Genomic DNA, 24231 nt, shown 5'->3' on the forward strand with positions numbered 1-24231 from the left:
CTCTTGTCTGTTTCGGTCGATGCCGGCTTGTTGCAGGGCGGCATTGAACCCGCCCTGAACCCGGCCTTTAGACGCTGTTCAAGTCGTTGGCGGAGCGAAAGGTTCCCTATCGCGGCTGCCCATATTGGTCGGTCAGCACGTCGCGGCGGCCGACGTGGTTCGGCGGGCTGACCAGCCCTTCGTCCTCCATCCGCTCGATCAGGCGCGCCGCGCTGTTATAGCCGATGCGCAGCTGGCGTTGCAGCCAGCTGGTCGATGCCTTCTGGCTTTCGACCACGATCTGGCAGGCCTTGGCATACATGCGGTCCTCGGCACTGTCGCCGCCCGCAGGTGCGCCTTCCATCGCGAAGCCGCCGTCCTCGGGATCCTCGGTGACGCTTTCGACATAGTCGGGGCGCCCCTGGCCGCGCCAATGATCGGCGACCGCGCGGACTTCGTCGTCGGACACGAAAGGACCGTGGATGCGCGTGATCTGCTTTCCGCCGGGCACGTAAAGCATGTCGCCCTTGCCCAGCAGTTGTTCGGCGCCGGCCTCGCCCAAAATGGTGCGGCTGTCGATTTTCGACGTCACGTTGAAACTGATGCGGGTCGGCAGGTTCGCCTTGATGACGCCGGTGATGACGTCGACCGACGGCCGCTGCGTCGCGAGGATCAGATGGATGCCCGCCGCGCGCGCCTTTTGCGCCAGGCGCTGGATCAGGAATTCGACCTCCTTGCCCGCGGTCATCATCAGGTCGGCCAGCTCGTCGACGACGACGACGATCTGCGGCAGCGGCTGATAATCCAGCGTCTCTTCCTCATAGACCGGCTGGCCGGTGTCGGGATCGTAGCCCGTCTGGACGCGCCGCCCGAGCGACTTGCCCTTGGCCAGCGCGCCGCGCACCTTGTCGTTGTAGGACGCGAGGTTGCGCACCGAGAGCGACGACATCATCCGGTAGCGATCCTCCATCTGCTCGACCGCCCATTTGAGCGCGCGCACCGCCTTCTTGGGTTCGGTCACCACCGGGGCGAGCAGATGCGGGATGTCGTCATAGACGCTGAGTTCCAGCATCTTGGGATCGATCATGATCATCTTCACCTGATCGGGACCGAGGCGATAGAGCAGCGACAGGATCATCGCATTGAGGCCGACCGACTTACCCGACCCGGTGGTGCCGGCGATCAGCAGGTGCGGCATCGGCGCGAGGTCGGCGATCACCGCGTCGCCGCTGATATTCTTGCCGAGGATGATGGGCAGCGCGCCGCTATGTTCCTGAAACAGCCCGCTGCCGATGATCTCGTGCAGCACGACGGCCTCGCGGTGCGCGTTGGGCAATTCGATGCCGATGACGGTGCGCCCCGGGATCGGCGCGATGCGCGCCGACAGCGCCGACATGTTGCGCGCGATGTCGTCCGCGAGGTTCGACACGCGGCTCGCCTTGGTTCCGGGCGCGGGCTCGAGCTCGTACATGGTGACGACCGGACCGGGGCGGACCGCAGTAATCACGCCCTTGACCTGGAAATCCTCGAGCACCGATTCGAGCAAGCGTGCGTTGCGTTCGAGCGCCGCCTTGTCGATCTGTCCCGCCGGCGTGTCGGGGGCCGGGGCAAGCAGGTCGATCGAGGGAAGCTGGTAATTGGTGAACAGCTCGGTCTGCGGCTTCGCGCGCGGCTTCGACGGCGCCGAGCGCTGCGCCGGGTCGGCAATCTCGGGCGGGGCGCGGTCGCTGGGTTCGGCGCGCGGGCGCGGCCGGATCACGCGCTCGACCAGATTGGCGGGGCGCGGCGCATCGGCCGGGGCCGCGCGCGCTGGTTCGACGACCCGGCTTCCTTCGGCCGCCGGCAGTCTGAGCCGCCCGAGCCAGCCCTTTTCGAGCCGCAGCGAGCGCATCGCGAGCCAGAGGCCGACAAGGATGAGCAGCAGGATCGTTCCGAAGCGGATCAGCGCCGCGGCGGGGTCGCCCGCCAGCGCAAACAGCGGGGTGATCGCGCTCCCCGCGAGCAGGGCGAGCAGGCCGCCCCACCCCGCGGGCATCGGCGAACCCGACGCCGGCGACCAAAGCTCGGCGCCCATGCCGACGAGCAGGATGCCGGCAAAGCAATAGGCGAGCTGACGCAGCCAATAGGGCTGCGGCTCCGCCGCCCACAGCCGCCACGCCATGATGCCGAACAGCGGGACGAGCAGTGCGATCGGCGCGCCGCCGACCGACAGGCCAAGGTCGGCGAACCAGGCGCCCGCATGGCCCATCCAGTTGGCGGCGCTGCCGCCCGCTGCGGTGTTGAGCGCTGCGTCGGTGCTGTCGTAGGTAAGCAGGGCGAGCGCGAAAAACAGCGTGAAGGCGGCGAGCGCCAGTGCCGCGGCGATCACCAGCGATCGCGCGATGCTTTGTCTGAAAACGGTGCGCCAGTCGGCCTTCGCCGATGCGGCCTTGCGGCTTGCCATGCGGAATGCGGTCCTCGATCGATTAACCACGGCGATATGCGCATGGGGCGGACTCGTCGTCAAGCGGCGCCCGGCGCGCCGATGGTCCGCGTGCGCCTGCCCGCTTCCCAAGCGCGCCGGGCCGGAGTAGAGCGGCGGCATGAGCGAAGTATTGCGCAGCGATGTCCTGATCTCCGGCGGCGGGCTTGTCGGCCAGGCGCTGGCGATCGCGCTTTCCCATCATGGTCTGTCGTCGCAGATCGTCGACCCCGCCGATCCGGTTGCGACGATCGCGCCCGGCTTCGACGGCCGCGCCTCGGCGATCGCCAGCGCGGTGTGGCAGATGTTCGGCGTGCTCGGCCTTGCCGATCGGCTTGCGCCCCACGGCTGCCCGATCCGCGCGATCAAGGTCAGCGACGGGGGACAGGCGGGCGAGCTCGATTTCGTCGCCGATGCGGATGCCCCCGCGCTCGGTACGATGGTCGAAAACCGCCAGCTTCGCCTCGCGCTCGCGGCGGCGCTCGGCGAAGCGCCGCTGGTGCGCCTGTTCATGCCGGCGAAGGTGGTCGCGCGCGATGTCGACGCGCATGGCGTCACGCTGACCCTCGCCGACGGCACGCGGCTCGCGGCGCCGCTGCTCATCGTCGCCGAAGGGCGCCGATCGCCGACCCGCGATGCGGCGGGCTTCACGATCGCCAACTGGTCCTATCATCATCACGCGATGATCGGCGCGGTGGCGCATTCGCGCCCGCACGATCAGGTCGCGCACGAAATCTTTTTCCCCTCGGGGCCCTTCGCGCTGCTCCCGCTCGTCGATGATGCCGAGGGGCGGCATCGTTCGGCCTTCGTGTGGACCGTATCCGAACAGGACGGGCCGGGTTTCGCCAAGCTGGGCGACCGGGGCTTCCTTGCCGAACTCGGCAAGCGCGCGGGCGATATTCTCGGCACGATGGAACTGGTCGCGCCGCGCATGACCTATCCGCTCGGCTTCCATCACAGCGCGCAGATCGTTGGCGACCGCATCGTCCTGGTCGGCGACGCCGCGCACGGCATCCATCCGATTGCGGGGCAGGGTCTCAACCTGGGGCTGCGCGATGCCGCGGCGCTGGCCGAGGTGCTCGTCGATGGCGCGCGGCTCGGGCTCGACCTTGGCGATCCGGCGCTGCTCGCGCGCTATCAGCGCTGGCGCGGGCTCGACAATCTGATGGTCAGCCTCGCGACCGACGGACTGACGCGGCTGTTCGGCATTCCGGGACGCACTGCCTCCTTCGTCCGCCGTACCGGGCTCGGCGCGGTGCAGCGCATGCCGGCGCTCAAGCGCTTCTTCATGGACGAAGCGCGCGGCGAAGCTGGCGATCTGCCGCGGCTGCTTGCCGGCACCGAAATATAGGTAGTCCTACTTAGGCGTCCGGTGCGGCCGCGCTAACCATCGCGGCATAGCCTGATCCCGCGCGGCCATTCTGCCGCCGGGAACAGGGGACAAATGATGTCGGACAGGAGCCAGGCATTCGAAAGCGCGGTCGGCGCGCTGATCGCGGCGCACACCGCGGCAGAGGCGGCGCCGGGTGCGCGGGCGCGGGCGCGGATCGATCGTGCCTTTGCGCAGCTGCTGGCGCTCGCGGCGCCGCGCATTCGCTATTTCACGCGCGCTTATGGACTTGGTGACTTCGCCGATGACGCCGCGCAGGCGTGCGCGATCGCGCTGCACCGCGCGGCCGAACGCTATGATCCCGCGCGCGCGCGCTTTACGACCTATGCCAATTGGCAGATCCGCGCCGAGCTTCAGGCGCTGCGCCTGCGCCTGCATGGCGATCCGCGCTGCGCCGGTCGGCGCGGCGCCGTGACGCTGTCCTACGACGCGCTGCTCGACGAAGGGGCGGGGGACTGGCTGGCCGATCCCGTCGCCGAAGACGCGACCGAAGGCGGCGCGCGCGATGCGCTCGCCGCGCTGTGCGCCGACCGGCTCGTCGCCGAATGGGCGCAGCGGCGCGGCAAGGCGCTTGCACGCGGCGCGCGCGGCGGAGCGGCAGGAGCGCGCGCGGCGACGCGGCTCGCGCATGAACGCGCGCTCGTCCGGCGCCAGCTCGCGCATGTCGATTCGCTCGTCGAACGGCTCGGCGAAAGCGACCGTCACATCGTCCGCCGCGCCTTTGCCGATATGGCGCAGGCGGCGGGCGGCAAGCCGCACTGACGCCCTATTGCAGCGTGGCGCGCCCGTCGTCGCCGTCGAAGCGGCCGAAAAACTGCATCAACTGGATCACCAGCTCGGCGCGCATTTCGAGCGGAGAGGTTTCGAGCAGCGCCTGCTTGGCCGCGGCGTCGAACGGTGCGACCTGCGCGATGCCGTTCACCAGCGTTTCGTCGTCGAGCTGCCCGACCGAAGCCCAGTCGACGACATAGCCCTGCCGCTGGGCAAAGCGTTTCGCCTCGCGCTCAAGGCTCGCGCGCTCGATGCTCGACAGCACGGCTTCGTCCTCGACCTCAGCCTCTATCTCTGCCTCGACCTGGCGAAAGGGTGTCGTGACGTCGAGTTCGCGGCGGACGCGAAAGCGCGCGACGCCTTCCAAGACGATGTTGAACCGCCCCTCGGCCAGCGCCTCGACGTCGATGATGCGCCCTACGCAGCCGACATCATAAAGCGCGGGGGGCTCGCGATCCTCCTCGCCGGGGATCTGGCGCGGCTGGATCATCCCGATCTGCCGGTCGCGCGCCAGCACTTCCTGCACCATCGCCTTGTAGCGCGGCTCGAAGATGTGGAGCGGCAGGTGCAGCCCCGGAAACAGCACCGCCCCGGGCAGCGGAAAAATCGCGATCCGCTGAATGGTCAGGGGCGCGTCGGTCGGCATCAGCCGAACAGGATCAGTGACAGGCGGCGGCGCTGCGCGGCGACCCACGGATCTTCCAGCCCCACCGCTTCGAACAGCGACAGCAGTTTCGCGCGTGCCGCGCCGTCGTTCCATTCGCGGTCGGCGGCGACAATGTGGAGCAGATTGTCGGCGGCGGCATCGCGCTGTCCCGCGCCGATCTGCGCCACGGCAAGATCAAAGCGCGCCTGATGGTCGTCGGGATTGGCGGCGGTCGCGGCCTCCAGCGCCGCGAGTTCGCCCGCGTCGGGGGCATCTGCGGCGAGTTCGAGCGCGCTTTTCGCCTGCGCAATCGCGGGATCGCCCGCAATGTCGGCGGGGACGGCGGCCAGCGCCAGCGCCGCACCTTCGCTGTCGCCCGCGGCGAGCAGCGCGCGGATCAGCCCGCCGTGCGCGGCGGCGCTGTCGGGCGCCATGTCGGCGATCTGCGAAAAAATGCCGACCGCGCGCGGACCGTCGCCTTCGGCCAGAACCGATTCGCCCATTTCGAGCAGCGGGGTGATCTCGACCGCGCGTGCACCGGCGTCGCTTTCGACCGGCAGCTGGGCGAGCAGCTGGTCGAGCATCGACTTGAGCTGGCTTTCGCTGCGCGCGTTGGTCAGGTTGGCGACCGGCTGGCCCTGAAAGATCGCGTAAACGGTCGGGATCGACTGGACCTGAAACTGGCTCGCGATGAAGCCGTTCGCATCGACGTCGACCTTCGCCAGCACAACGCCCTTGTCGGCGTAATCGGCGGCGACCTTTTCGAGCACGGGGGCGAGCTGCTTGCACGGCCCGCACCATTCGGCCCAGAAATCGAGGATGACGAGCTTCGTCATCGACGGTTCGACGACGTCGCGGCGGAAGGCCTCGACGGCTTCCTTTTCCTGCGGGTTCAGCCCCAATGTCGCCACGCTCATGCTCCTTGCCGGTTGTTTCGCGCCATGCTGGCGGGCTGCAATGGCCCTCTGCCGACGCGAAAAGAATCTCTTCGCCGCGTTATGTGGGAATTGTGCGCCGGATGCCAACCCTTCGCCCGGCGCCTGTAAGAAAAGTACAAGGGGGGGGCTTGCCGACTCCAAAAGCCGGTGCTAATCGCCCGCCTCACCCGCTGGCACCCACCGGTCGCCAGCCGCCAGAGCGGGCGTAGCTCAGGGGTAGAGCACAACCTTGCCAAGGTTGGGGTCGAGGGTTCGAATCCCTTCGCCCGCTCCAGTTTTCCTAACAATTTCAGACACTTACGCCGAATGGCGGCGTAATACGCGTCGTTACGTGGGCTCGATTTTTGCCTCGCGTAATAAGGACGTAATATGATGGGAGCGAGCTGTCGGGTGCCTCTAGGGCAGGATCGGCGACGTTGTTCGCAGAGGTCCGAACATTCTTCCGCCGATCCGACACGCCTCACATGCTCTAATCTTTCTGCTGTTTGGCCTCTTGGCGGGCGTCGCGAAGGATTTCGATGCCGCCCTTGATCGCGATCAGCGCAGTCGCAAATCCAACCAGAAGGTCCGGCCAGTTCGTACCGAGCCACCAGACGAGGACACCCGCGATCAGGATGCCGCCGTTCGAGATGAAGTCGTTGTAGCTGAAGGTTGTCGCGGCTCTGAGGTTGACGTCCGGATCCTGAATGCGCTGCAAGAGCTTCAGACAAGCATAGTTCACCACCGCAGCGACGGCCGACATGATCATCATTGTCGGACCGATCGGTTCGCTGCCTTCGAAATAGCGCCGTCCTACATCGAACAGGACGCCGGCCGCGAAGACCAGCAGCATGACACCCGATGCCGTGGCAGCACGGGTTTTCCATTTCAGGCCGTGGCTGAGCGCAACGAGGCTCAAGGCATAGACCGCGGCGTCGGACAGATTGTCGAGCCCATTGGCGATGAGCGCGCTCGAATCGCCGAGCCCGCCGGTTACGAGGAAGGCGATCGCGATAGCCGAGTTCAGGACGAGAACGATCTGGAGCGTTCGCTTTTCGCGTTCGCTCCCGGATGCTTTTTCATTCATTGCAAGCTCCTCAATCCTCACCATCCCTAAAAGGAGGCGGAACCCGCTTGGGTTCCGCCCCAGTCAGCACTCTCGGTTGCCGCCGACAGGGGGGAATGGCGGCCATCCGGGAGTGTCTCAGCCTTCGGGGCTGGGGACGCTGCTCGGGCGCGCCAGCTCTTCCTCTTCGGCCTTCGCGGTCCGTCGATGGACCAGGAGGTACAGGGCCGGCAGCACGAGCAAAGTCAGGATCGTCGACGAGATGATCCCGCCGATGACGACAGTTGCCAGCGGCCGCTGCACCTCGGACCCAGCCCCGACATTGAGCGCCATCGGTACGAACCCGAGCGACGCCACCAGCGCCGTCATCATCACCGGTCTGAGGCGGGTCAGCGCGCCTTCGCGGATCGCCTCGACGAGCGCTTTTCCGCGTTCGCGCAGATCCTTGATGAAGGATAGCATCACCACGCCGTTCAGCACCGCGACCCCGGACAAAGCGATGAAGCCGACGCCCGCCGAGATCGATAACGGAATGTCGCGCAGCGCCAGCGCCGCGACCCCGCCCGTCAGCGCCAGAGGCACGCCCGAGAAGACGATCGCAGCATCGCGCACCGTGCCGAACAGCATGAACAGCAGCCCGAAGATCAGCAGCAGCACCAGCGGCACGACGATCTGGAGGCGCTCGGTCGCGGACTGAAGCTGCTCGAATGTGCCGCCATATTCGATGTAGTAACCATCGGGCAGCACGACCTCAGCTTCGACCTTTTGCGTGAGCTCGTCGATGAACGAGCCCAGATCGCGCCCACGAACATTCGCCGTGATCACCGCGCGGCGCTTGCCATTTTCGCGGCTGATCTGGTTCGGCCCCGCCGCGAGCGATATCTCCGCCAGCTCCGAAAGCGGCACGAAGCCGCCGGCCGGAAGTGCAACGGGGAGATTGCCGAGCGACGCGAGATCGGTGCGAATGGCCTCGGGAAGCCGGACGATGACGTCGAAGCGGCGGTCACCCTCGAAAAGCTCGCCGGCCTGACGGCCGCCGGTCGCTGTCGAAACCGCATCCTGCACCGTTTCCATGCTGACACCGTAGCGCGCGAGCTTGTCGCGATCGGGCGTGACCGAGAGCATCGGCAGGCCGGTGACCTGTTCGAGCTTCACGTCCTGCGCGCCCGCAATCCCGCCCGCGACTTCCTCGATCGCCTGCCCCGATTCGAGCAATTGATCGAGGTCGTCGCCGAACAACTTGATCGCCACGTCGGCGCGAACGCCGGCGATCAGCTCGTTCATGCGCATCTTCACCGGCTGGGTGAACTCATAATTGTTCCCTGGCACCTCGTTCGCCGCCTTGTTGAGTTCGGCAACGAGCTGGTCGCGCGTCTTTCTCGGATTGGGCCATTCCTTCCGGTCCTTGAGCATGATGAAATTATCGGCGACCGACGGGGGCATCGGATCGGTCGCTACCTCGGGAGTGCCGATCTTCGCGAACACCCGCTCGACTTCGGGGAACTGCCTGATCCTCTTCTCCAGCGCCTCCTGCATCGCGATCGACTGGGTGAGGCTCGTCCCCGGAATGCGCATCGCGTGCATCGCGATATCGCCTTCGTCGAGGTCCGGGATGAACTCGGACCCGAGACTGGTCGCCGCCACGCCGCTCAGCGCGACAAGCGCCAAAGCACCAGCCAGCGCAGCCTTCGGCCAATTGAGGACGCGGTCGAGCATCGGGCGGTAGCCCTTGCCGAGCCCGCGCATCAGCCAATTTTCCTTTTCTTCGACCTTGCCGGTCACGAACAGCGCCACCGCGGCCGGAACCAGGGTGAGCGACAGCAGCAGAGCGGCGGTAAGCGCGAGGACGACGGTGATCGCCATCGGATGGAAGGTTTTGCCCTCGACGCCCTCGAGCGCGAAGATCGGCAGATAGACTGCGGTGATGATAATAATGCCGAAGATGCTCGGCTTGATCACTTCTGCGCTTGCGGAAGCGACTAGGCCGAAGCGCTCGTCGCGGTCGAGCAGGCGTCCGAGCCTGTGCTGAGCCTCGCCGAGCCGGCGGAGGCAGTTCTCGACGATGATGACGGCCCCGTCGACGATGAGGCCGAAGTCGAGCGCCCCGAGGCTCATGAGGTTTGCCGATGTCCGCGTCTGGAGCATGCCCGTCAGCGTCATCAGCATCGCGACCGGAATGACCGCCGCCGTGATCAGCGCGGCCCGGAAATTGCCGAGCAGCAGGAACAGGATCACGATGACGAGCAGCGCGCCCTCGGCGAGATTCTTCTGCACCGTCGAAATCGTCCGCTCGACGAGCGCGGTGCGATCGTAGAGCGGCTTGGCAACGACACCCTTCGGCAACGCACGCGAGGCTTCGACGAGGCGTTCGGCCGAGGCCTGCGCCACCACGCGCGGATTCTCGCCGATCAGCATCGAGACCGTCGCGAGGACGACTTCCTTGCCATTTTCGGTTGCGGCGCCTGTGCGGAGCCCCGAGCCGATCGCGACATCGGCGACGTCGGCGATCCGGATCGGAACCCCGCCGCGGGTGGTGACGATGATCTGCGACAGGTCACGCTCATTATTGGCCTGACCCGGCACGCGGATCAGAATCTGTTCGCCGCTGCGCTCGACATAACCGGCCCCGCGGTTGGCATTATTGGCCTCGAGTGCGGTGACGACATCGTTGAGCGAGAGATTGAGCGAGGCGAGCGAGGCCGGGTTGGGTGTCACATGATATTGGCGGGCATAGCCGCCGATCGTGTTGATCTCGGCGACCCCCGGAATCGTGCGCATCTGCGGCCGGATGACCCAATCGGACATCGTCCGGAGGTCTTCCGCCGTATAAGGCGTGCCGTCGGGTTTTCGCGCGCCCGGTTCGGCCTCGATCGAGAACATGAAGATTTCGCCGAGGCCCGTCGAGATCGGGCCCATTTCGGGCTCCATCCCGGGCGGAAGCTGGCCGCGCGCGGCCTGGAGCCGCTCGTTGACCTGCTGGCGCGCGAAATAGATGTCGGTCCCGTCCTCGAAGACGACAGTGACCTGGCTCAGGCCATAGCGCGAGATCGACCTGGTATAGTTGAGGTTCGGGATGCCCGCGATCGCGGTCTCGATCGGATAGGTGATGCGCTGCTCGGACTCGAGCGGCGAATAGCCTTCCGCCTTGGTGTTGATCTGGACCTGGACGTTGGTGATGTCGGGAACGGCGTCGATGGGCAATTTGGTCGCGCTCCACGCGCCGATCGCGCAGAGGAGCGCGACCACCGCGAGGACGAGCCATCGTTGCCGGATCGAAAAGCCTATGGTTCTGGCTAGCATGTTATCCTGCTCCCCGATCAATGGTCGTGGCCCGCGCCGGACTTTTCGATGTCGGCGCGAACGAGGAAACTGCCCTTGGTGACATAGGCGGTGCCGGGCTTGATGCCCGACAGGACCTCGGTCCATTCGGGCGACGAACGGCCGAGCTTCAGCATCCGGACCTCATAGTCCTGCCCGAAATTGGCATAGACCACCTTGAAGTCGCGGAAGGGCTGGATCGCCTCGGTGCGCACGGCAAGCGGCACGGTGACGGGGTTGACCATCACGCGGCCGCGCAAGGCCATGCCAGGGCGGAGCGTTCCCGAGCGGTTCGGGATGGTCGCGCGGATGAGCGCAGTGCCCGCCTCGACATTGCCGTCGGGCAGGAACTGCCCGAGCGGCGCGGTCGCGATTTCGGCGCCGTCCTGCGTCTCCACCGTCACCCGCATGCCCGGACGTATGATCGCGAGGTCGCGGGGGAAGATGTTGAAGACGACCGTGGTCTGCGCCGGGTCGGTGACCACATAGAGTGCGCGCCCGTCGGTGACGTCGCCGGGGTTGGCGTTGCGCTCGGCGATCACGCCGCCGACCGTCGCATATACCGGATAGACCTGGAGGCTCTCGCTCGACTCGATGCGCGCGAGCAGTTCCCCACGGCGGACGCTGTCGCCCACCGCCTTGGTCACCGAGACGACGCGGCCGGGGAACTGGCCGCGAATTTCGGAGCGGGCGGTCGGCGACAGTTGGACGGTGCCGTAGAGTTCGCGCATTTCGCCCACCGTCGCCGGTCCGACGACCGCGGTTTCGATGCCTCCGGCCTTGGCGGCGTCAGCCCCGATCCGCGTGCGCCCTTCGGGGTTCGCATATTTCCAAACGTGCCGCTTGCCGCCCGTCACCGCGACAACCTCGACGTCGAAGCTGTGCGGTTCGGTGACGACACCTTGCCCTGCGAGGAATTTGCCCTGCGGGCGGAAGGTGAAGCGATCGACGTCGCCGCCAAGCCGCGTGAGGGTGATGGCGAGCTGGACATCCTTCGGGTCGACCGGTTTGCCGTCCCGCGTTGCGAAAACGCGGAATTGCGGCTCGGTGCCATTCTCGAAGATTATGACCTCGACCGCGAAATCGCCATTCTTGAGCAATTTGCCACCGTTCGGGCCTTTGGCATCTTCCTCGCCTTCGCCCTCAGCGTGGCTTTCGCCTTCTTCATGCTTGTCTTCGCCCTCGGCTCCGCCACCGCAGGCAGCGAGAGGCACAGCAAGGAACAGCGCCGCAGCCGCGGCGGGAAATGGAAACTTCTTCATGGAATATTCTCCGCAAGGGGAGCCGCATCGAAGCGGCCGGTCAGGCGATCGATCTCCGCGAGCAAATCGCGGTAGCGTGTCATGGCCTCGGCCCACTGACCCTGGATCTGGATGATGACGTCGGCGGCATCCTGTACGTCGGCGAACAGGAACCCGCCGCGGGCATAGCCTTCGCGCACCTGGCCGAGCGTCTTCACCGCCTTGGGATAGACGTCGTTCATGATGCCCTCGGCCCGGACGCGTGCGGCGTCGGCATCGGCGCGCAGCGACGCGAGGCGCCGCAGCCGCTCGAGCCGGCTCGCTTCGGATTGGAACTCGAGCTGCCGCCGTTCGGCCTGCGCCCGGGCGATATTGCCCTGGTTGCGGTCGAACCGTCCGAGCGGGATCGAGATGCCGCCAAGAACGGCGACATCATTGGTCTCGCGAAGAAAGCGCGTGCCGCCCGAGACCGTATAGTCTTGGTGCGCACGGCTCTGCTCGACGACGACCTGCGCGCGGGCCCGGTCGACGGCGGCGTCGAAGACCGCCGCGTCGGCTTCGGCGAGCGGCGGATCGCGCGGATCGGGTTTCTCGATCCCCTCGGCGATAACGAGGCTGTCAGGCGTGCCGCCCCAGAAGGAGGTGAGCAATGCGCGTGCGGACTGCCGCTTCGCCTGGGCTTCCTTCAGGGCCAGTTCGGCTTCGAGAATGCGGGCATCGGCGCGCGTCTCGACGAAGAGCGGATCCTTGTAGCCGCGCACGCGCCTGATCGCTTCGGTCCGCATCTCCTTTTCAAGTTTGACGCGATCCTCTGCGATCCAGACCATCTGCTCGGCGATCTGGACGTCGATATAGGCGCGCTGCACTTCCTGGGCGATGTCGAGCCGGACGAGCCGCCACTGCGCCTCGGCGAGAACGACACCGCGCTCGGCAAGCGCCATTCGCGCCTCGCGCTTGCCCCCGCGTTCGAGCGGCTGCGAATAGGTGACGGTGAGTTCCGATTGCCGGAACAGGCCATAGCCGCCCGTCCCGACGCCATTGTCCATGTCGACCGACACGGTCGGATTGGGACGGACGCGGGCTTGCAGCTGGTCGGCGCGCGCGGCGTCGACCCCCGCTTCGCCCGCTCTAAGCTCGGGCGATGCAGCGATGGCCCGCTCGACCGCCTGGTCGAGCGTTAGCGGCTGGGCCCAAACGGACCCCGCCAGCAGCGCAGCCCCGGCCAACAGGGCGGCGCGCATATGGATATGCATGAATGATCACTCCTGAACGATTCGACTGAGCGCAGGCCGAAAAGGGGCCGCGCGGCAGGCGGCGTTCAGGCGAGGGGAGGGTTCAGGGGCGGTGCGAGCGCGCGCGAAGCGAGGCGCGTCGCGGGCAACGCAAAGTGCAGGCCGCCGGAAAAACAGGACAGATCGTCATGACCCGAAAGGGCCTGATCGGATGCGACCGGGCAATTATGGTGACTGCCGTGGAGGTCGGCGTCCTGCTGACCTTTTTGCGTGTCCTTGTCCGACGCATGGCCCGGCTCGACATGGTGCGAAAGATGCGAATCCGTCGCATGGTGCGTCATGCCCGCCATCGCCGGCGCAGCATTGTGGAGCCCGCTGAGCAGCAGGATGAACACAAGCAACAGGCGAAGGGTAGCGCCGGACATGGTCGCGCCCCTAACAGCGAATGACCCGTTCCGGAAGTCCAAAACCGGATCAATCGGTTCGCGCAGCGCGGCTCTCCGTCGACCGGGCCGTTTCGATCAGCGCTTCGAGGGCCTGCGGCATCGGCATCGGCTCGAAGGCGCTCACCCGCGCGCGACCATTATTCCCTGCGGGGAGGCGGCCGGTCAGCGAACCGAGCGGGACGAGCAGGAACCGCATTGCCTGACCGGTAGCTTCACGGGCATCGCCGAGCTCGATCGCATAGCGAAACATGTGCCAGTGGGAGGCGAGATGCGCGCCCATATAGGGCTGGCTCAATATATGTTCCCATTCCAGCGCCTGCCACGCAGCGGCTTCATCTCCGATTCGGCGTGATTCGCAAAACAGGCGATATTGCTCGCGCAGCAGCGGCTCGATGACGGCCATGCTCACGGGATTTACTGTCGGCGGCACCATCCTCTTTCCCCCTTTTTTGTGCAGGGCAGGCTCTTGCACCCTGTAGTAGATACAGGGTCAAGCCCTGATGTTCCGGCAGGACGCTGTGCCGCTCTGCGTCCGATTTACCCCCTCGTCTCACGGGAAGCATATCGCTCGAATGTCGTCCCGAACAAAGGAGGCGGGAGCCAATAGCGAAGCGATAGAAATAAGAGTGAAAGACAATTGTAGAATTATTGTGCTTAACGCGTGATTGTTCGGCCGATATCCTGTTTCTTGAGGCGCATCTGCAACTATAGAGGGGCAAGGTGCACTGCTCTCTTACCTCCATGAGATAAAATTACGGAGCCGGTTCGGGGGTTCGAAGAGTGCCGCCGAAGTTGATTGAAAATCTTCTACTTTTCACCGCGCCGTTTCGATGCTAGGGGCCGGTTTCAATGCGACGGGTGATCCTCTTCCTCCTGACCCTTCTCCTTGCATCCGGAACGGTTGCGGGGTCGCTCGCACATGCGACCGAGGATCGGGCCGAGGCGAGCCTTTTCGTTGCTGTGATCGAAGCCGGCTGCGTTCCCGCACCGGCGATCGAAGGCGCCGAAGTCGACAAGAAAAAATCCTCTCCCGGCGAAAAGCAGCAGGTGCCTGCCGCCGCTCATGGCTGCCACGGTCACCATTCGGGCGTCCCGGCGGAATCGCTGTCGGCAGCGACCGAAACGCCTGCCCCTGAAGCGCATACGCGCATCCTGACGGCCGCCTTGCCGCCCGTCGCCTATATCGGGACGTTCCGCCCTCCAATCGCCTGACGCTCTAGGTCTGCGCGTGCCCTTCGCGTGCGCTTCTCCCTGGAAACGTCAGGAGTCTCCTTTTCATGAAATCCATAGTTGTCGCCGCGAGTCTCGTGGCGCTCGTTGCAGGCTCAAATTCCGCGCCCGCCGCTGCCCAGTCGGCAGCGACGGAGCTGGTGGGACCGCCTTCTTCCGCAGGCGAGGCCGTGCGTACCGGCCCGCTTCCCGCTCGATTGTCCCTCGCGCAGGCGATGGAGGAAGCCGACGCGCGCTCGCCGCGCGTGGTTGCCGCCGAAGCCGAAGTGGAGGCCGCTCGCGGTCGCCAGCGTCAGGCGGGCTATCGCTACAATCCGACGCTCAATGTCGATGTCGAGAATTTCGCAGGCACCGGCCCCTACTCGGGCCTGAACGGTCTCGAAACGACCGTGTCGGTCAATCAGCGTCTCGATATCGGGGGCCGGCGCCGGTCGCGCATGACGCTCGCCGACGCCGAGTTTCTGGCCGCGAAGTACAAGTTGGAGATTGCACGCGCAGATCTTGCGCTCGATGTCCGCAACCAGTTCGCGACCGCTCTCGCGGCCCGCGATAGCCTCGCGCTCGCACGCGAAAATGAAGCGCGTGCCCGCGAACTCGTCCGCGTGGCACAGGCCATGGTCGATACCGGCAACGAGCCGCCGCTCCGTGCGTTCCGCGCCAATGCGGCTCTCGTTCAGGCCACCGCCGAGCTACGCACGGCCGAGGCCGAAGAAAGGACCGCCCGGCGTTCGCTCGCGGCGCTCCTTGGAAGCTCGGTCCCGCCTGCCGAGTTGATGGAAGGCGATATGTGGGTGGCACCGGAGACGGTGGACTCGCTCGCGACGCTCGACGTTCGCTTGGCAGAAACCGAGAAGCTGATTGCTGAAGCGCGGCTCCAGGGGCAGCGCGCCGATGGCCGGCTCGATCCGTCGGTCGGCTTCGGGGTGCGTCAGCTTCGCGACACCGGCGATCGCGCATTGATCGCCAATGTTTCCGTGCCGCTCCCCGTCTTCGACCGCAACCGCGGCAACATCTCGGCAGCCAAATCCGATGTCGCCGCCGCCATTGCGCGGCGCGAGAATGCAGTGGTCAATGCTCAGGCGGAGATCGCCAATGCGCAGGCCGAACTCGAAGCCGCAGAGGCCCGCCTCGCGGCGCTTGAGGGTAGCGGCATCGAGCAGGCGCGCGAAGGTGTCCGGCTCGCCGAACTCAGCTACCGCGCCGGCAAGTCCTCGCTCGTCGAATATATCGACGCGCAGCAGGCCTATGCGGCAACGCAGGCCGAACTGATCGCGGCGCGCCAGGCCCGGGCCGAAGCCCGCGCCATCCTATCGCGCCAGGCAGCCGCCGACGGCGATGCGGATCATCAGCCATGAGCGCGCCGAGCCTTCCAGTGGACGGAGGCGCCTTCGCCATCGTCCTTCCAAGTCAACAGGGGTGCGCCGCCGGTCGGCGCGCGAACCGCATCAACAGCGGAGATAGAATATGATCACCAAGGACAAGCGTCTCCTCGGCACTGTCGCGGGCGCCATGATACTCGCTGCCGTCACGGGCTTCGGCGTTGCACGCTGCACCGCCGACCCGGCCGCCGCGCCGGCTGCCGAAGGCGAAAAGGAAGCGGCGAGCGAAGCCCTTCCGAGCAGCCTCGCCATCACGCCCGAAGCGATCAAGGCCGCCGAGATCGGCGTCGAGACGATCGGCGCCGGCGGACTCGGTTCGGAAATCATCTCGCAAGCGACCGTTACCGCCGCGCCGAGCGGCGAGGCGATCGTCACCGCCCGCGCGGGCGGCGCGGTCACCCGTCTCTTCAAGCGGCTCGGCGATCCGGTCAGCGCCGGTGAGACGATCGCGATCGTGCAAAGCCGCGACGCCGCCCAGATTGCGGCCGAACGGATTGCCGCCGATGCGCGCTCGACGCTCGCGCAGAAAAATCTCCACCGCGAGAAGACCCTGTTCGACCAGAAGGTGTCGGCGCGCGTCGACTATGAGCAGGCGCAAGCCGAAGCCGCGGCCGCCGCGGCCGAAGCGCAGCGCGCGCGTGCCGCAGCGAGCGCCGCGCAGGTCACGCGCGATGGCAGCAGCGTCATCGTGGCAAGCCCGATCTCGGGACGGATCACGGCCGAGAACGCCAGCCTTGGCGCCTTCGTTCAGCCCGAAACCGAATTGTTCCGCGTTGCCGATCCCAGCAAGGTGCAGATCGAGGCCGCCGTCGGTCCGGCCGATGCCCAGCGGCTCTCGCCCGGAGACCGTGCGATCATCGAACTTCCCGACGGACGGACGATCGATGCCCGCGTGCGCGCCGTCACGCCCGGCCTGTCGGGCGACACGCGCTCGGCAACCGCCGTGCTCGACGTACCCGGGGCGCTCCAGCCGGGCTTGGCGGTCCGGGTGCGGCTGCTTCCGAGCCGCGGCGCCGAAACCGGTGGGCCGGCCCGTATCGTGATCGCGGACGAAGCCCTCCAGACGCTCGAAGGCCGCGACGTGGTGTTCGTCCGCACGAAGGACGGCTTCCGCGCGCAGCAGGTGACCGTCGGCCAGCGCAGCGCGGGCCGTGTCGAAATCCTCGCCGGGCTGAAGCCGGGCCAGATCGTCGCGACCAAGAACGCATTCCTGCTCAAGGCCGAACTCGGCAAGGGCGCGGGCGAGGAGGAATAAACCGTGATCGCGAAACTGATGGCGCTATCCGTCCGCGCGCGCTGGGCGGTACTCTTTCTCTTCCTCGTGATCGCGGGACTCGGCGTATGGCAGCTCACCAAGCTGCCGATCGACGCGGTTCCCGACATCACCAACAAGCAGGTGCAAATCAACACGATCGATCCGCGTCTCTCGCCGGTCGAAATCGAGAAGCTCGTAACCTATCCGATCGAAATCTCGCTCGCCGGCATTCCGGGGCTCGAGACGACACGCTCGATCTCGCGCAACGGCTTCAGCCAGGTGACGGCAATCTTCACCGATGAAACCGACCTCTATTTCGCGCGCCAGCAGGTGGGCGAACGGCTTCTCCAGGCGGGCGAGAATCTTCCCGACGGGGCCCAGCCGCAGATCGGTCCCGTCACGACGGGTCTCGGCGAGGTCGTCATGTACACCGTCGGCTACAAAAATCCCGACGGGAAGGGCGCCAAGAAGGTCGCGGGCCAACCAGGTTGGCAACCCGACGGCAGCTATCTGACCCCCGAGGGCGATATCCTCACCGACGAGATCGCCAAATCGGGCTATCTTCGCACGGTCCAGGACTGGATCGTCAGCCCGCAATTGAAGTCGGTCGGCGGCGTCGCCGGCGTCGACTCGATCGGCGGCTATGCCAAGACCTTCGTGGTCGAACCCGATCCGACCCGCCTCACCAGCTACGGCATTTCCTATAGCGAACTGGGCGAAGCCCTTGAACGCGCCAACCTCGCGGTCGGTGCCAACTACTATAACCGGGCAGGCGAGGCCTATCTCGTGCGCGTCGATGCACGCGTCCGCTCGGTCGACGAAATCCGCAACGCCGTCGTCGCGACGCGCGGCGGCGTGCCCGTGACGGTTGGACAGCTCGCCAATGTGAAGATCGGCGGCGACCTCAGAACCGGTGCGGGCAGCATGAACGGCAAGGAGGCGGTCATCGGGACCGTGCTCATGCTGATCGGGCAGAATAGCCGCACTGTTGCGGAGGATGTTTCGGCGAAGATCGCGCAGGTGTCGAAGACCCTGCCGCCCGGCGTCGAAGTGAAGGTGGTACTCGACCGCGCCAAGCTCGTGAACGCAACCGTCGGCACGGTTGAAAAGAACCTCACCGAAGGCGCGCTGCTCGTAGCGGCCGCGCTCTTCTTCCTGCTCGGCAACTGGCGCGCCGCGATCATCGCGGTGCTCGTCATTCCCTTCTCCTTCCTGATGATGGCGATGGGCATGAACGCCTTCCGGGTCCCCGGTAACCTGATGAGCCTCGGCGCGCTCGACTTCGGTCTGATCGTCGACGGGGCGGTGATCATCATCGAAAACTGCCTCGCCAGACTGGCGCACCGGCAGGAGCATGAAGGGAGATTGCTCAACCTTCGCGAACGTCTCGAGGAGACGATGCGCGCGAGCCAGGAGATGATCAAACCGACCGTCTTCGGCCAGGCGATCATCCTACTGGCCTTCGCGCCGTTGCTGATGTTTACGGGCGTCGAGGGGAAGACCTTCTCGCCGATGGCCATCACCATCATGCTCGCGCTCGTTGCGGCCTTCATTCTCGCGATCACCCTGGTTCCGGCGCTTGTCGCGCTGATGATTCGCGGCAAGGTTGCCGAGAAGGAAGTCTGGGCGATCCGCAAGTCGAAGGAGCGCTACCTGCCCTTGCTCGACAAGGCGCTCGCCAAGCCGTGGGCTTTCATCGCCGGCGGCTTTGCCTTCTTCGTCCTTGCGATCCCGGCGTTCGGACTGCTCGGCTCGGAATTCATTCCGCAGCTCGACGAGAAGAATATGGCGCTTGCCTCGACGCGCGTGCCTTCGGTGAGCCTCGAACAGTCTCTGGTCATGCAGCGCAACGTCGAGACGGCGATCTCGAGCCTGCCCGAAGTCGAGCTGATGTTTTCGAAGACGGGTACGGCCGAGGTGGCGACCGACCCGATGCCGCCGAACATCTCCGACGGTTTCGTGATCCTGAAACCCCAGGATCAGTGGCCGGCAGGTGTCGATTCGAAGGCCGATGTCGTCGAGCGTATCGAGAAAGCCGCTGGCGGCCAGCTCGGCCAGCTTTATGAAGTCAGCCAGCCGATCCAGCTTCGTTTCAACGAACTGATCGCGGGCGTTCGCGGCGACGTGGCCATCAAGCTCTACGGGGACGACCTCGACAAGATGTCGCTCGCGGCGAACGAGATGGTGCGCGTGCTCCAGGGCATACCGGGTGCGGGCAGCGTCAAGGCCGACCAAGTGGGCGGCGCTCCGACGCTCGACGTGAAGCTCGATCGCAATGCGATCGCGCGCTACGGTCTCTCGGTACAGGAGGTTGCCGATACGGTGTCGGCGGCGCTCGGCGGGCGGGAATCCGGCCTGCTCTATGAGGGCGACAGGCGCTTCGACATCACGGTTCGCGTCCCCGACGCGACCCGGGTCAATCTCGACGACATCCGCGCGCTGCCCGTGTTGCTGCCCTCCGAGGGCGGCAATCGCGGACAGATACCGCTCGCCCAGGTGGCGCAGATCCGGCTGACCGAAGGGCTCAACCAGATCAGCCGCGAAAATGGCAAGCGGCGCGTCGTCGTGCAGGTGAACCTCGAAGGCCGCGATGCGGGATCCTTCGTGGCCGAAGCGCAGGCGAAGATCGCCAATGTGAAGCTTCCGGCGGGCTATTACCTCGAATGGGGCGGGCAGTTCGAAAGTCTGCAGGCCGCATCGCAGCGGCTCTCGATCGTGGTGCCGCTCTGCTTCGCGGGCATCTTCATCCTGCTTTACATGGCGCTCGGCACGTTCGGGCGCGCGACCGCCGTGTTCCTCGCCGTGCCGCTTGGGCTCGCGGGCGGGGTGTTCACTCTCGCGCTTACGGGCATCAACTTCTCGGTGTCGGCGGCGGTGGGCTTCATCTGCCTTGCCGGCGTCGCGGTGCTCAACGGTCTCGTCGTCATGACGGCGATCCGCGAACGGCTCGAGAATGATGTCCCGCTCACGGAGGCAATCCGCGAGGGCATGACCGAGAAGATGCGTGCGGTGATCATGACCGGCTTCGTGCCCGCGATCGGCTTCGTGCCGATGGCGATCGCGACCGGCACGGGTGCCGAGGTGCAGAAGCCTCTCGCGACGACCGTCATCGGCGGTCTCATCGCGGCGACCATCCTGACGCTGCTCGTTCTCCCCGCGATCGCAAAAGTCGTCCTCGGGGCGAACTGGCAGCCGAAGTTCCTCAAGCGAAAAGCGGAGTCGGCGGTCCAGCCGGTCACGGAATAGGGAGAGACTGTCATGACAAAAGCATCCAAGCTCTTGCGCATCTACACCGATGAATCCGCCTTCTTCGGTGATCAGCGGGTCTTCGAGTTCATTTCCGAACTCGCTCGCCAGCAAAAGCTGGCAGGCGTTACGGTGCTCGAAGCGGTTCTCGGTTTCGGTCGCTCGGCGCATCTCCACCGCAAGCATGCGCTGGAGAATGACCGGGCGGTCGTGATCGAGATCATCGACGAGGAGCAGCGGCTCCGCGACTTTGCGGCGCAGCTGACCGAAATACCGGACATCGGGCTCATCACGCTCGAAGCGGTCGAAATCCTCGGCGGGAAATCCGCCGCGGAGCCCCCCGATGTTCAGAGCTGACCGGCATCTTGCCGGTCTACACCGCGGCGCAGGTCCCCGGCCTGCGTCGCGGACCAGCTCGTGCGAGCGAGGAGGTCTCCGATGTTCTCGGTAGGCACCTCGCTCCGCTTGCCGGTCCCGATCGGGCGGGTCTGGCGACTGCTCGTCGATATCGAGCGGTACGACGACTGGCATCCGACGCTCCGTTTCACCGATCGTCCGGGAGATGATGAGCGCGTAGGCTATGTCTATTCTCCGCGCGGGAAGCGGGGTCCGGAATTTGCATCCGAGGGGCGGATAACCGGCCTCGACTGGCTGACGGGCTTCTCCTGGCGGACAGGCACGCGCGGGCTGCTCGTCATCGAGGAGAGCTACCGGCTCGAAAAGCTCGGCCAAGGGGTGGAGGTTACCCATCGCCTGGAATGCGCGGGTCTCTTCTCATGGCTCGGCTATCCCATTCTGCGGCGGGTTTGCAGCGTTTTTCTCAAGCGCTCGAACATGGCGCTCGAACAGCAACTCCGTCGCACGACAGTTCAGTCCCGCTACGCGCGGCCAAGCGGGCGCCGCGCATGATCTTGAATTCGAAACCTGGCCGTCGGAGGCCCCTCTCAATCGCCCCCCTCACCACGGGCAGGGATTTCCGGCTGTCAGGGAGGTGCGGGAGCCGGGTCGCATCCCGCAATGGCTCCCGCACCTCATCCTGCCGCGCGTTTAACATGCGCCCGGATCGCATTGCCGACCGCCAACAGAAAAGGATGGCATCATGAGTGACCAGTTGCGGCTCGATATTCCGCTTCTCCTCCCCGAAGTCGCCGATACCGCCGACCGCTGCGTCGCGCGCCTGACGAGCGAACTCGAAGGACGCGAAGGCGTCGACAAGGTCCATGTTGTCCGCTCAAGCGACGGTTCGCCGCCACAGCTCTGCATCCATTACCGTCCGGATATTCTCCCGCTCGAACGCGTGCGGCAGCTCGCGCGCAGCGCCGGTGCCGAGCTCACCGGCCAGTATCAGCATCTCTTCTGGGATGACCTCGAAGGCGTCGGCCACGCCCGTCGCGCGCGGACGATCGGACTGAAGCTTCGCGAAATGCCGGGCGTGATCGAGGCCGAAGTCGGCGCCGCCGGTACGCTGCGCGCCGAGTTCCAGCGCTCGGAGACCTCCATCGAAATGATCAGAAAGACACTCTCGGATATGGGCGTCACTCAGAAATCGACTGCCGTCGCCGCGGCTGCCCCGGCACAAGCCGCCCACCAACATGGCGATGATGGCCATGACCATGGTCCGGATCACGCGCATGGGCCAGATCACAAACATGGCCATACGGGCGAGGATAGCCACGACCATGGCCATGATCATGGCGGCATCTTCGGCGAGCGGACCGAGCTGATCTTCGCGCTGCTGTGCGGTCTCGTCCTCGGCATCGGCTTTGCGATCGAGAAGCTCGCCGCGGCGCCGGAGTGGGTGCCGCTCGCATTCTATATTGCCGCTTATGGCTTCGGTGGCTGGTTCACTGTCCGCGAGGCCATCGAGAATCTGAAGCTCAAGCGCTTCGAGATCGACACGCTGATGCTCGTCGCCGCGGCCGGCGCTGCCGCGCTTGGTGCGTGGGCCGAAGGCGCGCTGCTCCTCTTCCTCTTCAGCCTCGGCCATGCGCTCGAACATTATGCCATGGGCCGCGCCAAGCGCGCAATCGAGGCGCTTGCGGAGCTGGCGCCGCAGACCGCGACGGTGAAGGATGCCGACGGGACGGCTCGCGAAGTCCCGGTCGAGCAGCTGGCGATTGGCGACACCGTCATCGTCAAGCCCAACGAGCGTCTTGCCGCCGACGGCTTCGTCGTCGTTGGCCGCACGGCGATAGATCAGGCTCCGGTGACCGGCGAGAGCGTCCCCGTCGACAAGGAACCGGTGGCCGATCGTGCGCAGGCCGCGGCAAAGCCCGATGCACTCGACGCAAAATATCGCGTCTTCGCGGGCACCATCAACGGCTATGGCGCGATCGAGATCGCGGTAACCCGTCTTGCGGCCGATACCACGCTCGCTAAGGTCGTGAAGATGGTGAGCGAGGCGGAAACGCAGAAATCGCCGACCCAGCGCTTCACCGACAAGTTCGAGCGCATCTTCGTGCCGAGCGTGCTCGCGCTTGTGTTCGTCCTGCTCTTCGCCTGGGTCGTTGTCGACGAGCCGTTCCGCGACAGCTTCTATCGCGCCATGGCGGTCCTTGTCGCGGCAAGCCCGTGCGCGCTCGCGATCGCGACGCCGAGTGCCGTCCTGTCGGGCGTTGCGCGTGCGGCGCGCGGCGGCGTGCTGGTCAAAGGCGGTGGCCCGCTCGAAAATCTCGGCTCGCTGACCGCGCTGGCGTTCGACAAGACGGGAACGCTCACCGAAGGAAAGCCGCGCATCACCGACGTCCTGCCGGCCAGCGGCGTGCCGAAGGAGGAACTGCTGCGGATCGCGGTGGCGGTCGAGCGGCTGAGCGATCATCCGCTTGCCGCTGCCATCGCGCGCGATGGCGAGGCCATGCTGACGTCGACGCGCGTACCGGTGGCGGACGACCTTAACAGCCTGACGGGTCGCGGCGTCACGGCAAAGGTCGAGGGCGAAACCGTCCTGATCGGCAAGGCCGAAATGTTCGGTGCCGACGGCATCGCGCCGATCGGCGGCGAAGTGGCGGCTGCGATCGCCGGCCTCCGCGAGCAGGGCCGCACGACGATGGTCGTTCGTATGGGCGACCGCGATCTTGGCGCGATCGGTCTGATGGACACGCCGCGCGAAGCGGCGCGCACCGCGATCGCCAAACTGCGCGAGCTCGGCATCGGCCGGATGATCATGATTTCGGGCGATCACCAGAAGGTCGCGGAATCGATTGCCGCCGAGGTCGGGATCGACGAGGCCTGGGGCGACCTGATGCCCGATCAGAAGGTCGACGCCATTCGCGACCTCAAGGCGCAGCAGCCGGTCGCCATGGTCGGTGACGGCGTCAATGACGCACCGGCGATGGCGAGCGCCACCGTCGGGATCGCGATGGGCGCCGCGGGGTCCGATGTTGCCCTCGAAACCGCCGACGTCGCGCTGATGGCCGATGACCTCGCTCATCTGCCGTTCGCGATCGGACTTAGCCGCCAGACGCGCCGCATCATCCGCCAGAATCTGGTGGTCAGCCTCGGCGTCGTCGTGGTCCTCGTGCCGGCGACGATCTTCGGACTCGGAATCGGTGCGGCGGTCGCGGCGCACGAAGGCTCGACCCTCGTCGTCGTCGCCAACGCGCTTCGCCTGCTCGCCTATCGCGATCGCAGCATGGGCTGAGGGCGCACAGTCGC

The 24231-nt window shown here is 66.1% G+C and carries 18 protein-coding genes and 1 tRNA gene; 10 read left to right on the forward strand and 9 right to left on the reverse strand.

What is annotated here, in order from left to right; genetic code table 11:
- Positions 1-106 precede the first annotated feature (106 nt).
- Entirely contained in the window at positions 107-2422 is a 2316-nt protein-coding gene (locus ATE59_RS01895) for an FtsK/SpoIIIE family DNA translocase (RefSeq protein WP_058811040.1), read from the reverse strand.
- A gap of 139 nt (positions 2423-2561) precedes the next feature.
- Here ATE59_RS01895 and ATE59_RS01900 point away from each other — a divergent pair, with 139 nt between their 5' ends.
- A complete protein-coding gene (locus ATE59_RS01900) occupies positions 2562-3791 on the forward strand; it encodes an FAD-dependent monooxygenase (RefSeq protein ID WP_058811041.1) in 1230 nt (409 codons plus the stop codon).
- A gap of 93 nt (positions 3792-3884) precedes the next feature.
- A complete protein-coding gene (locus ATE59_RS01905) occupies positions 3885-4592 on the forward strand; it encodes a sigma factor (protein WP_058811042.1) in 708 nt (235 codons plus the stop codon).
- A gap of 4 nt (positions 4593-4596) precedes the next feature.
- Here ATE59_RS01905 and ATE59_RS01910 read toward each other — a convergent pair whose 3' ends face one another.
- Both ATE59_RS01910 and ATE59_RS01915 read right to left on the reverse strand, forming a co-directional pair.
- Positions 4597-5247: an LON peptidase substrate-binding domain-containing protein gene (locus tag ATE59_RS01910; protein ID WP_003046528.1), complete on the reverse strand. Its 651-nt coding sequence runs from the start codon at positions 5245-5247 to the stop codon at positions 4597-4599.
- Positions 5247-6158, reverse strand: a complete 912-nt coding sequence (locus ATE59_RS01915; RefSeq protein WP_058811284.1) for a tetratricopeptide repeat protein — start codon at positions 6156-6158, stop codon at positions 5247-5249. Before ATE59_RS01915 ends, ATE59_RS01910 begins: the two co-directional genes overlap by 1 nt.
- Before the next feature lie 226 nt (positions 6159-6384).
- Here ATE59_RS01915 and ATE59_RS01920 point away from each other — a divergent pair.
- A tRNA-Gly gene (locus tag ATE59_RS01920) sits at positions 6385-6459 on the forward strand.
- 195 nt (positions 6460-6654) lie between these two features.
- Here ATE59_RS01920 and ATE59_RS01925 read toward each other — a convergent pair.
- The 6 genes from ATE59_RS01925 to ATE59_RS01950 all read right to left on the reverse strand — a co-directional run bounded on the left by ATE59_RS01925 (position 6655) and on the right by ATE59_RS01950 (position 13870).
- The gene (locus tag ATE59_RS01925) at positions 6655-7251 is read right to left on the reverse strand and encodes a cation transporter (protein WP_003046522.1); all 597 of its coding nucleotides are present in this window, start codon (positions 7249-7251) and stop codon (positions 6655-6657) included.
- A gap of 117 nt (positions 7252-7368) precedes the next feature.
- Positions 7369-10530 carry an efflux RND transporter permease subunit gene (locus tag ATE59_RS01930; protein ID WP_037553392.1) on the reverse strand — a complete coding sequence of 1054 codons (3162 nt, stop codon included), beginning with the start codon at positions 10528-10530 and terminating at the stop codon, positions 7369-7371.
- A 17-nt stretch (positions 10531-10547) separates the two neighbouring features.
- The gene (locus ATE59_RS01935; RefSeq protein ID WP_003046516.1) at positions 10548-11810 is read right to left on the reverse strand and encodes an efflux RND transporter periplasmic adaptor subunit; all 1263 of its coding nucleotides are present in this window, start codon (positions 11808-11810) and stop codon (positions 10548-10550) included.
- The gene (locus ATE59_RS01940) at positions 11807-13042 is read right to left on the reverse strand and encodes a TolC family protein (RefSeq protein WP_003046513.1); all 1236 of its coding nucleotides are present in this window, start codon (positions 13040-13042) and stop codon (positions 11807-11809) included. Before ATE59_RS01940 ends, ATE59_RS01935 begins: the two co-directional genes overlap by 4 nt.
- Positions 13043-13107: 65 nt before the next feature.
- Entirely contained in the window at positions 13108-13446 is a 339-nt protein-coding gene (locus ATE59_RS01945; protein WP_003046510.1) for a hypothetical protein, read from the reverse strand.
- 49 nt (positions 13447-13495) lie between these two features.
- On the reverse strand, positions 13496-13870 hold the full coding sequence (locus ATE59_RS01950) for a DUF3703 domain-containing protein (RefSeq protein WP_037553271.1): 375 nt from the start codon (positions 13868-13870) through the stop codon (positions 13496-13498).
- A 446-nt stretch (positions 13871-14316) separates the two neighbouring features.
- On the opposite strand from ATE59_RS01950, the gene ATE59_RS01955 reads away from it, so the two are divergent.
- From ATE59_RS01955 to ATE59_RS01985, 7 genes are all read left to right on the forward strand, one after another.
- On the forward strand, positions 14317-14679 hold the full coding sequence (locus ATE59_RS01955) for a hypothetical protein (protein WP_003046504.1): 363 nt from the start codon (positions 14317-14319) through the stop codon (positions 14677-14679).
- Between the two features lie 65 nt (positions 14680-14744).
- Complete coding sequence (locus tag ATE59_RS01960; protein WP_037553274.1) at positions 14745-16052, forward strand: TolC family protein; 1308 nt, start codon at positions 14745-14747, stop codon at positions 16050-16052.
- A 109-nt stretch (positions 16053-16161) separates the two neighbouring features.
- Positions 16162-17331, forward strand: coding sequence for an efflux RND transporter periplasmic adaptor subunit (locus ATE59_RS01965; protein ID WP_003046498.1), 1170 nt, complete (start codon positions 16162-16164; stop codon positions 17329-17331).
- Positions 17332-17334: 3 nt separating this feature from the next.
- On the forward strand, positions 17335-20577 hold the full coding sequence (locus ATE59_RS01970; protein ID WP_003046495.1) for an efflux RND transporter permease subunit: 3243 nt from the start codon (positions 17335-17337) through the stop codon (positions 20575-20577).
- Between the two features lie 12 nt (positions 20578-20589).
- Entirely contained in the window at positions 20590-20934 is a 345-nt protein-coding gene (locus ATE59_RS01975; protein ID WP_003046493.1) for a DUF190 domain-containing protein, read from the forward strand.
- Positions 20935-21015: 81 nt separating this feature from the next.
- Positions 21016-21486, forward strand: a complete 471-nt coding sequence (locus tag ATE59_RS01980) for an SRPBCC family protein (RefSeq protein WP_003046490.1) — start codon at positions 21016-21018, stop codon at positions 21484-21486.
- A 190-nt stretch (positions 21487-21676) separates the two neighbouring features.
- Positions 21677-24217, forward strand: a complete 2541-nt coding sequence (locus tag ATE59_RS01985; RefSeq protein ID WP_003046486.1) for a heavy metal translocating P-type ATPase — start codon at positions 21677-21679, stop codon at positions 24215-24217.
- Positions 24218-24231 lie beyond the last annotated feature (14 nt).

The sequence above is a fragment of the Sphingopyxis sp. A083 genome (genome assembly GCF_001468495.1).
GTDB lineage: Bacteria > Pseudomonadota > Alphaproteobacteria > Sphingomonadales > Sphingomonadaceae > Sphingopyxis > Sphingopyxis terrae.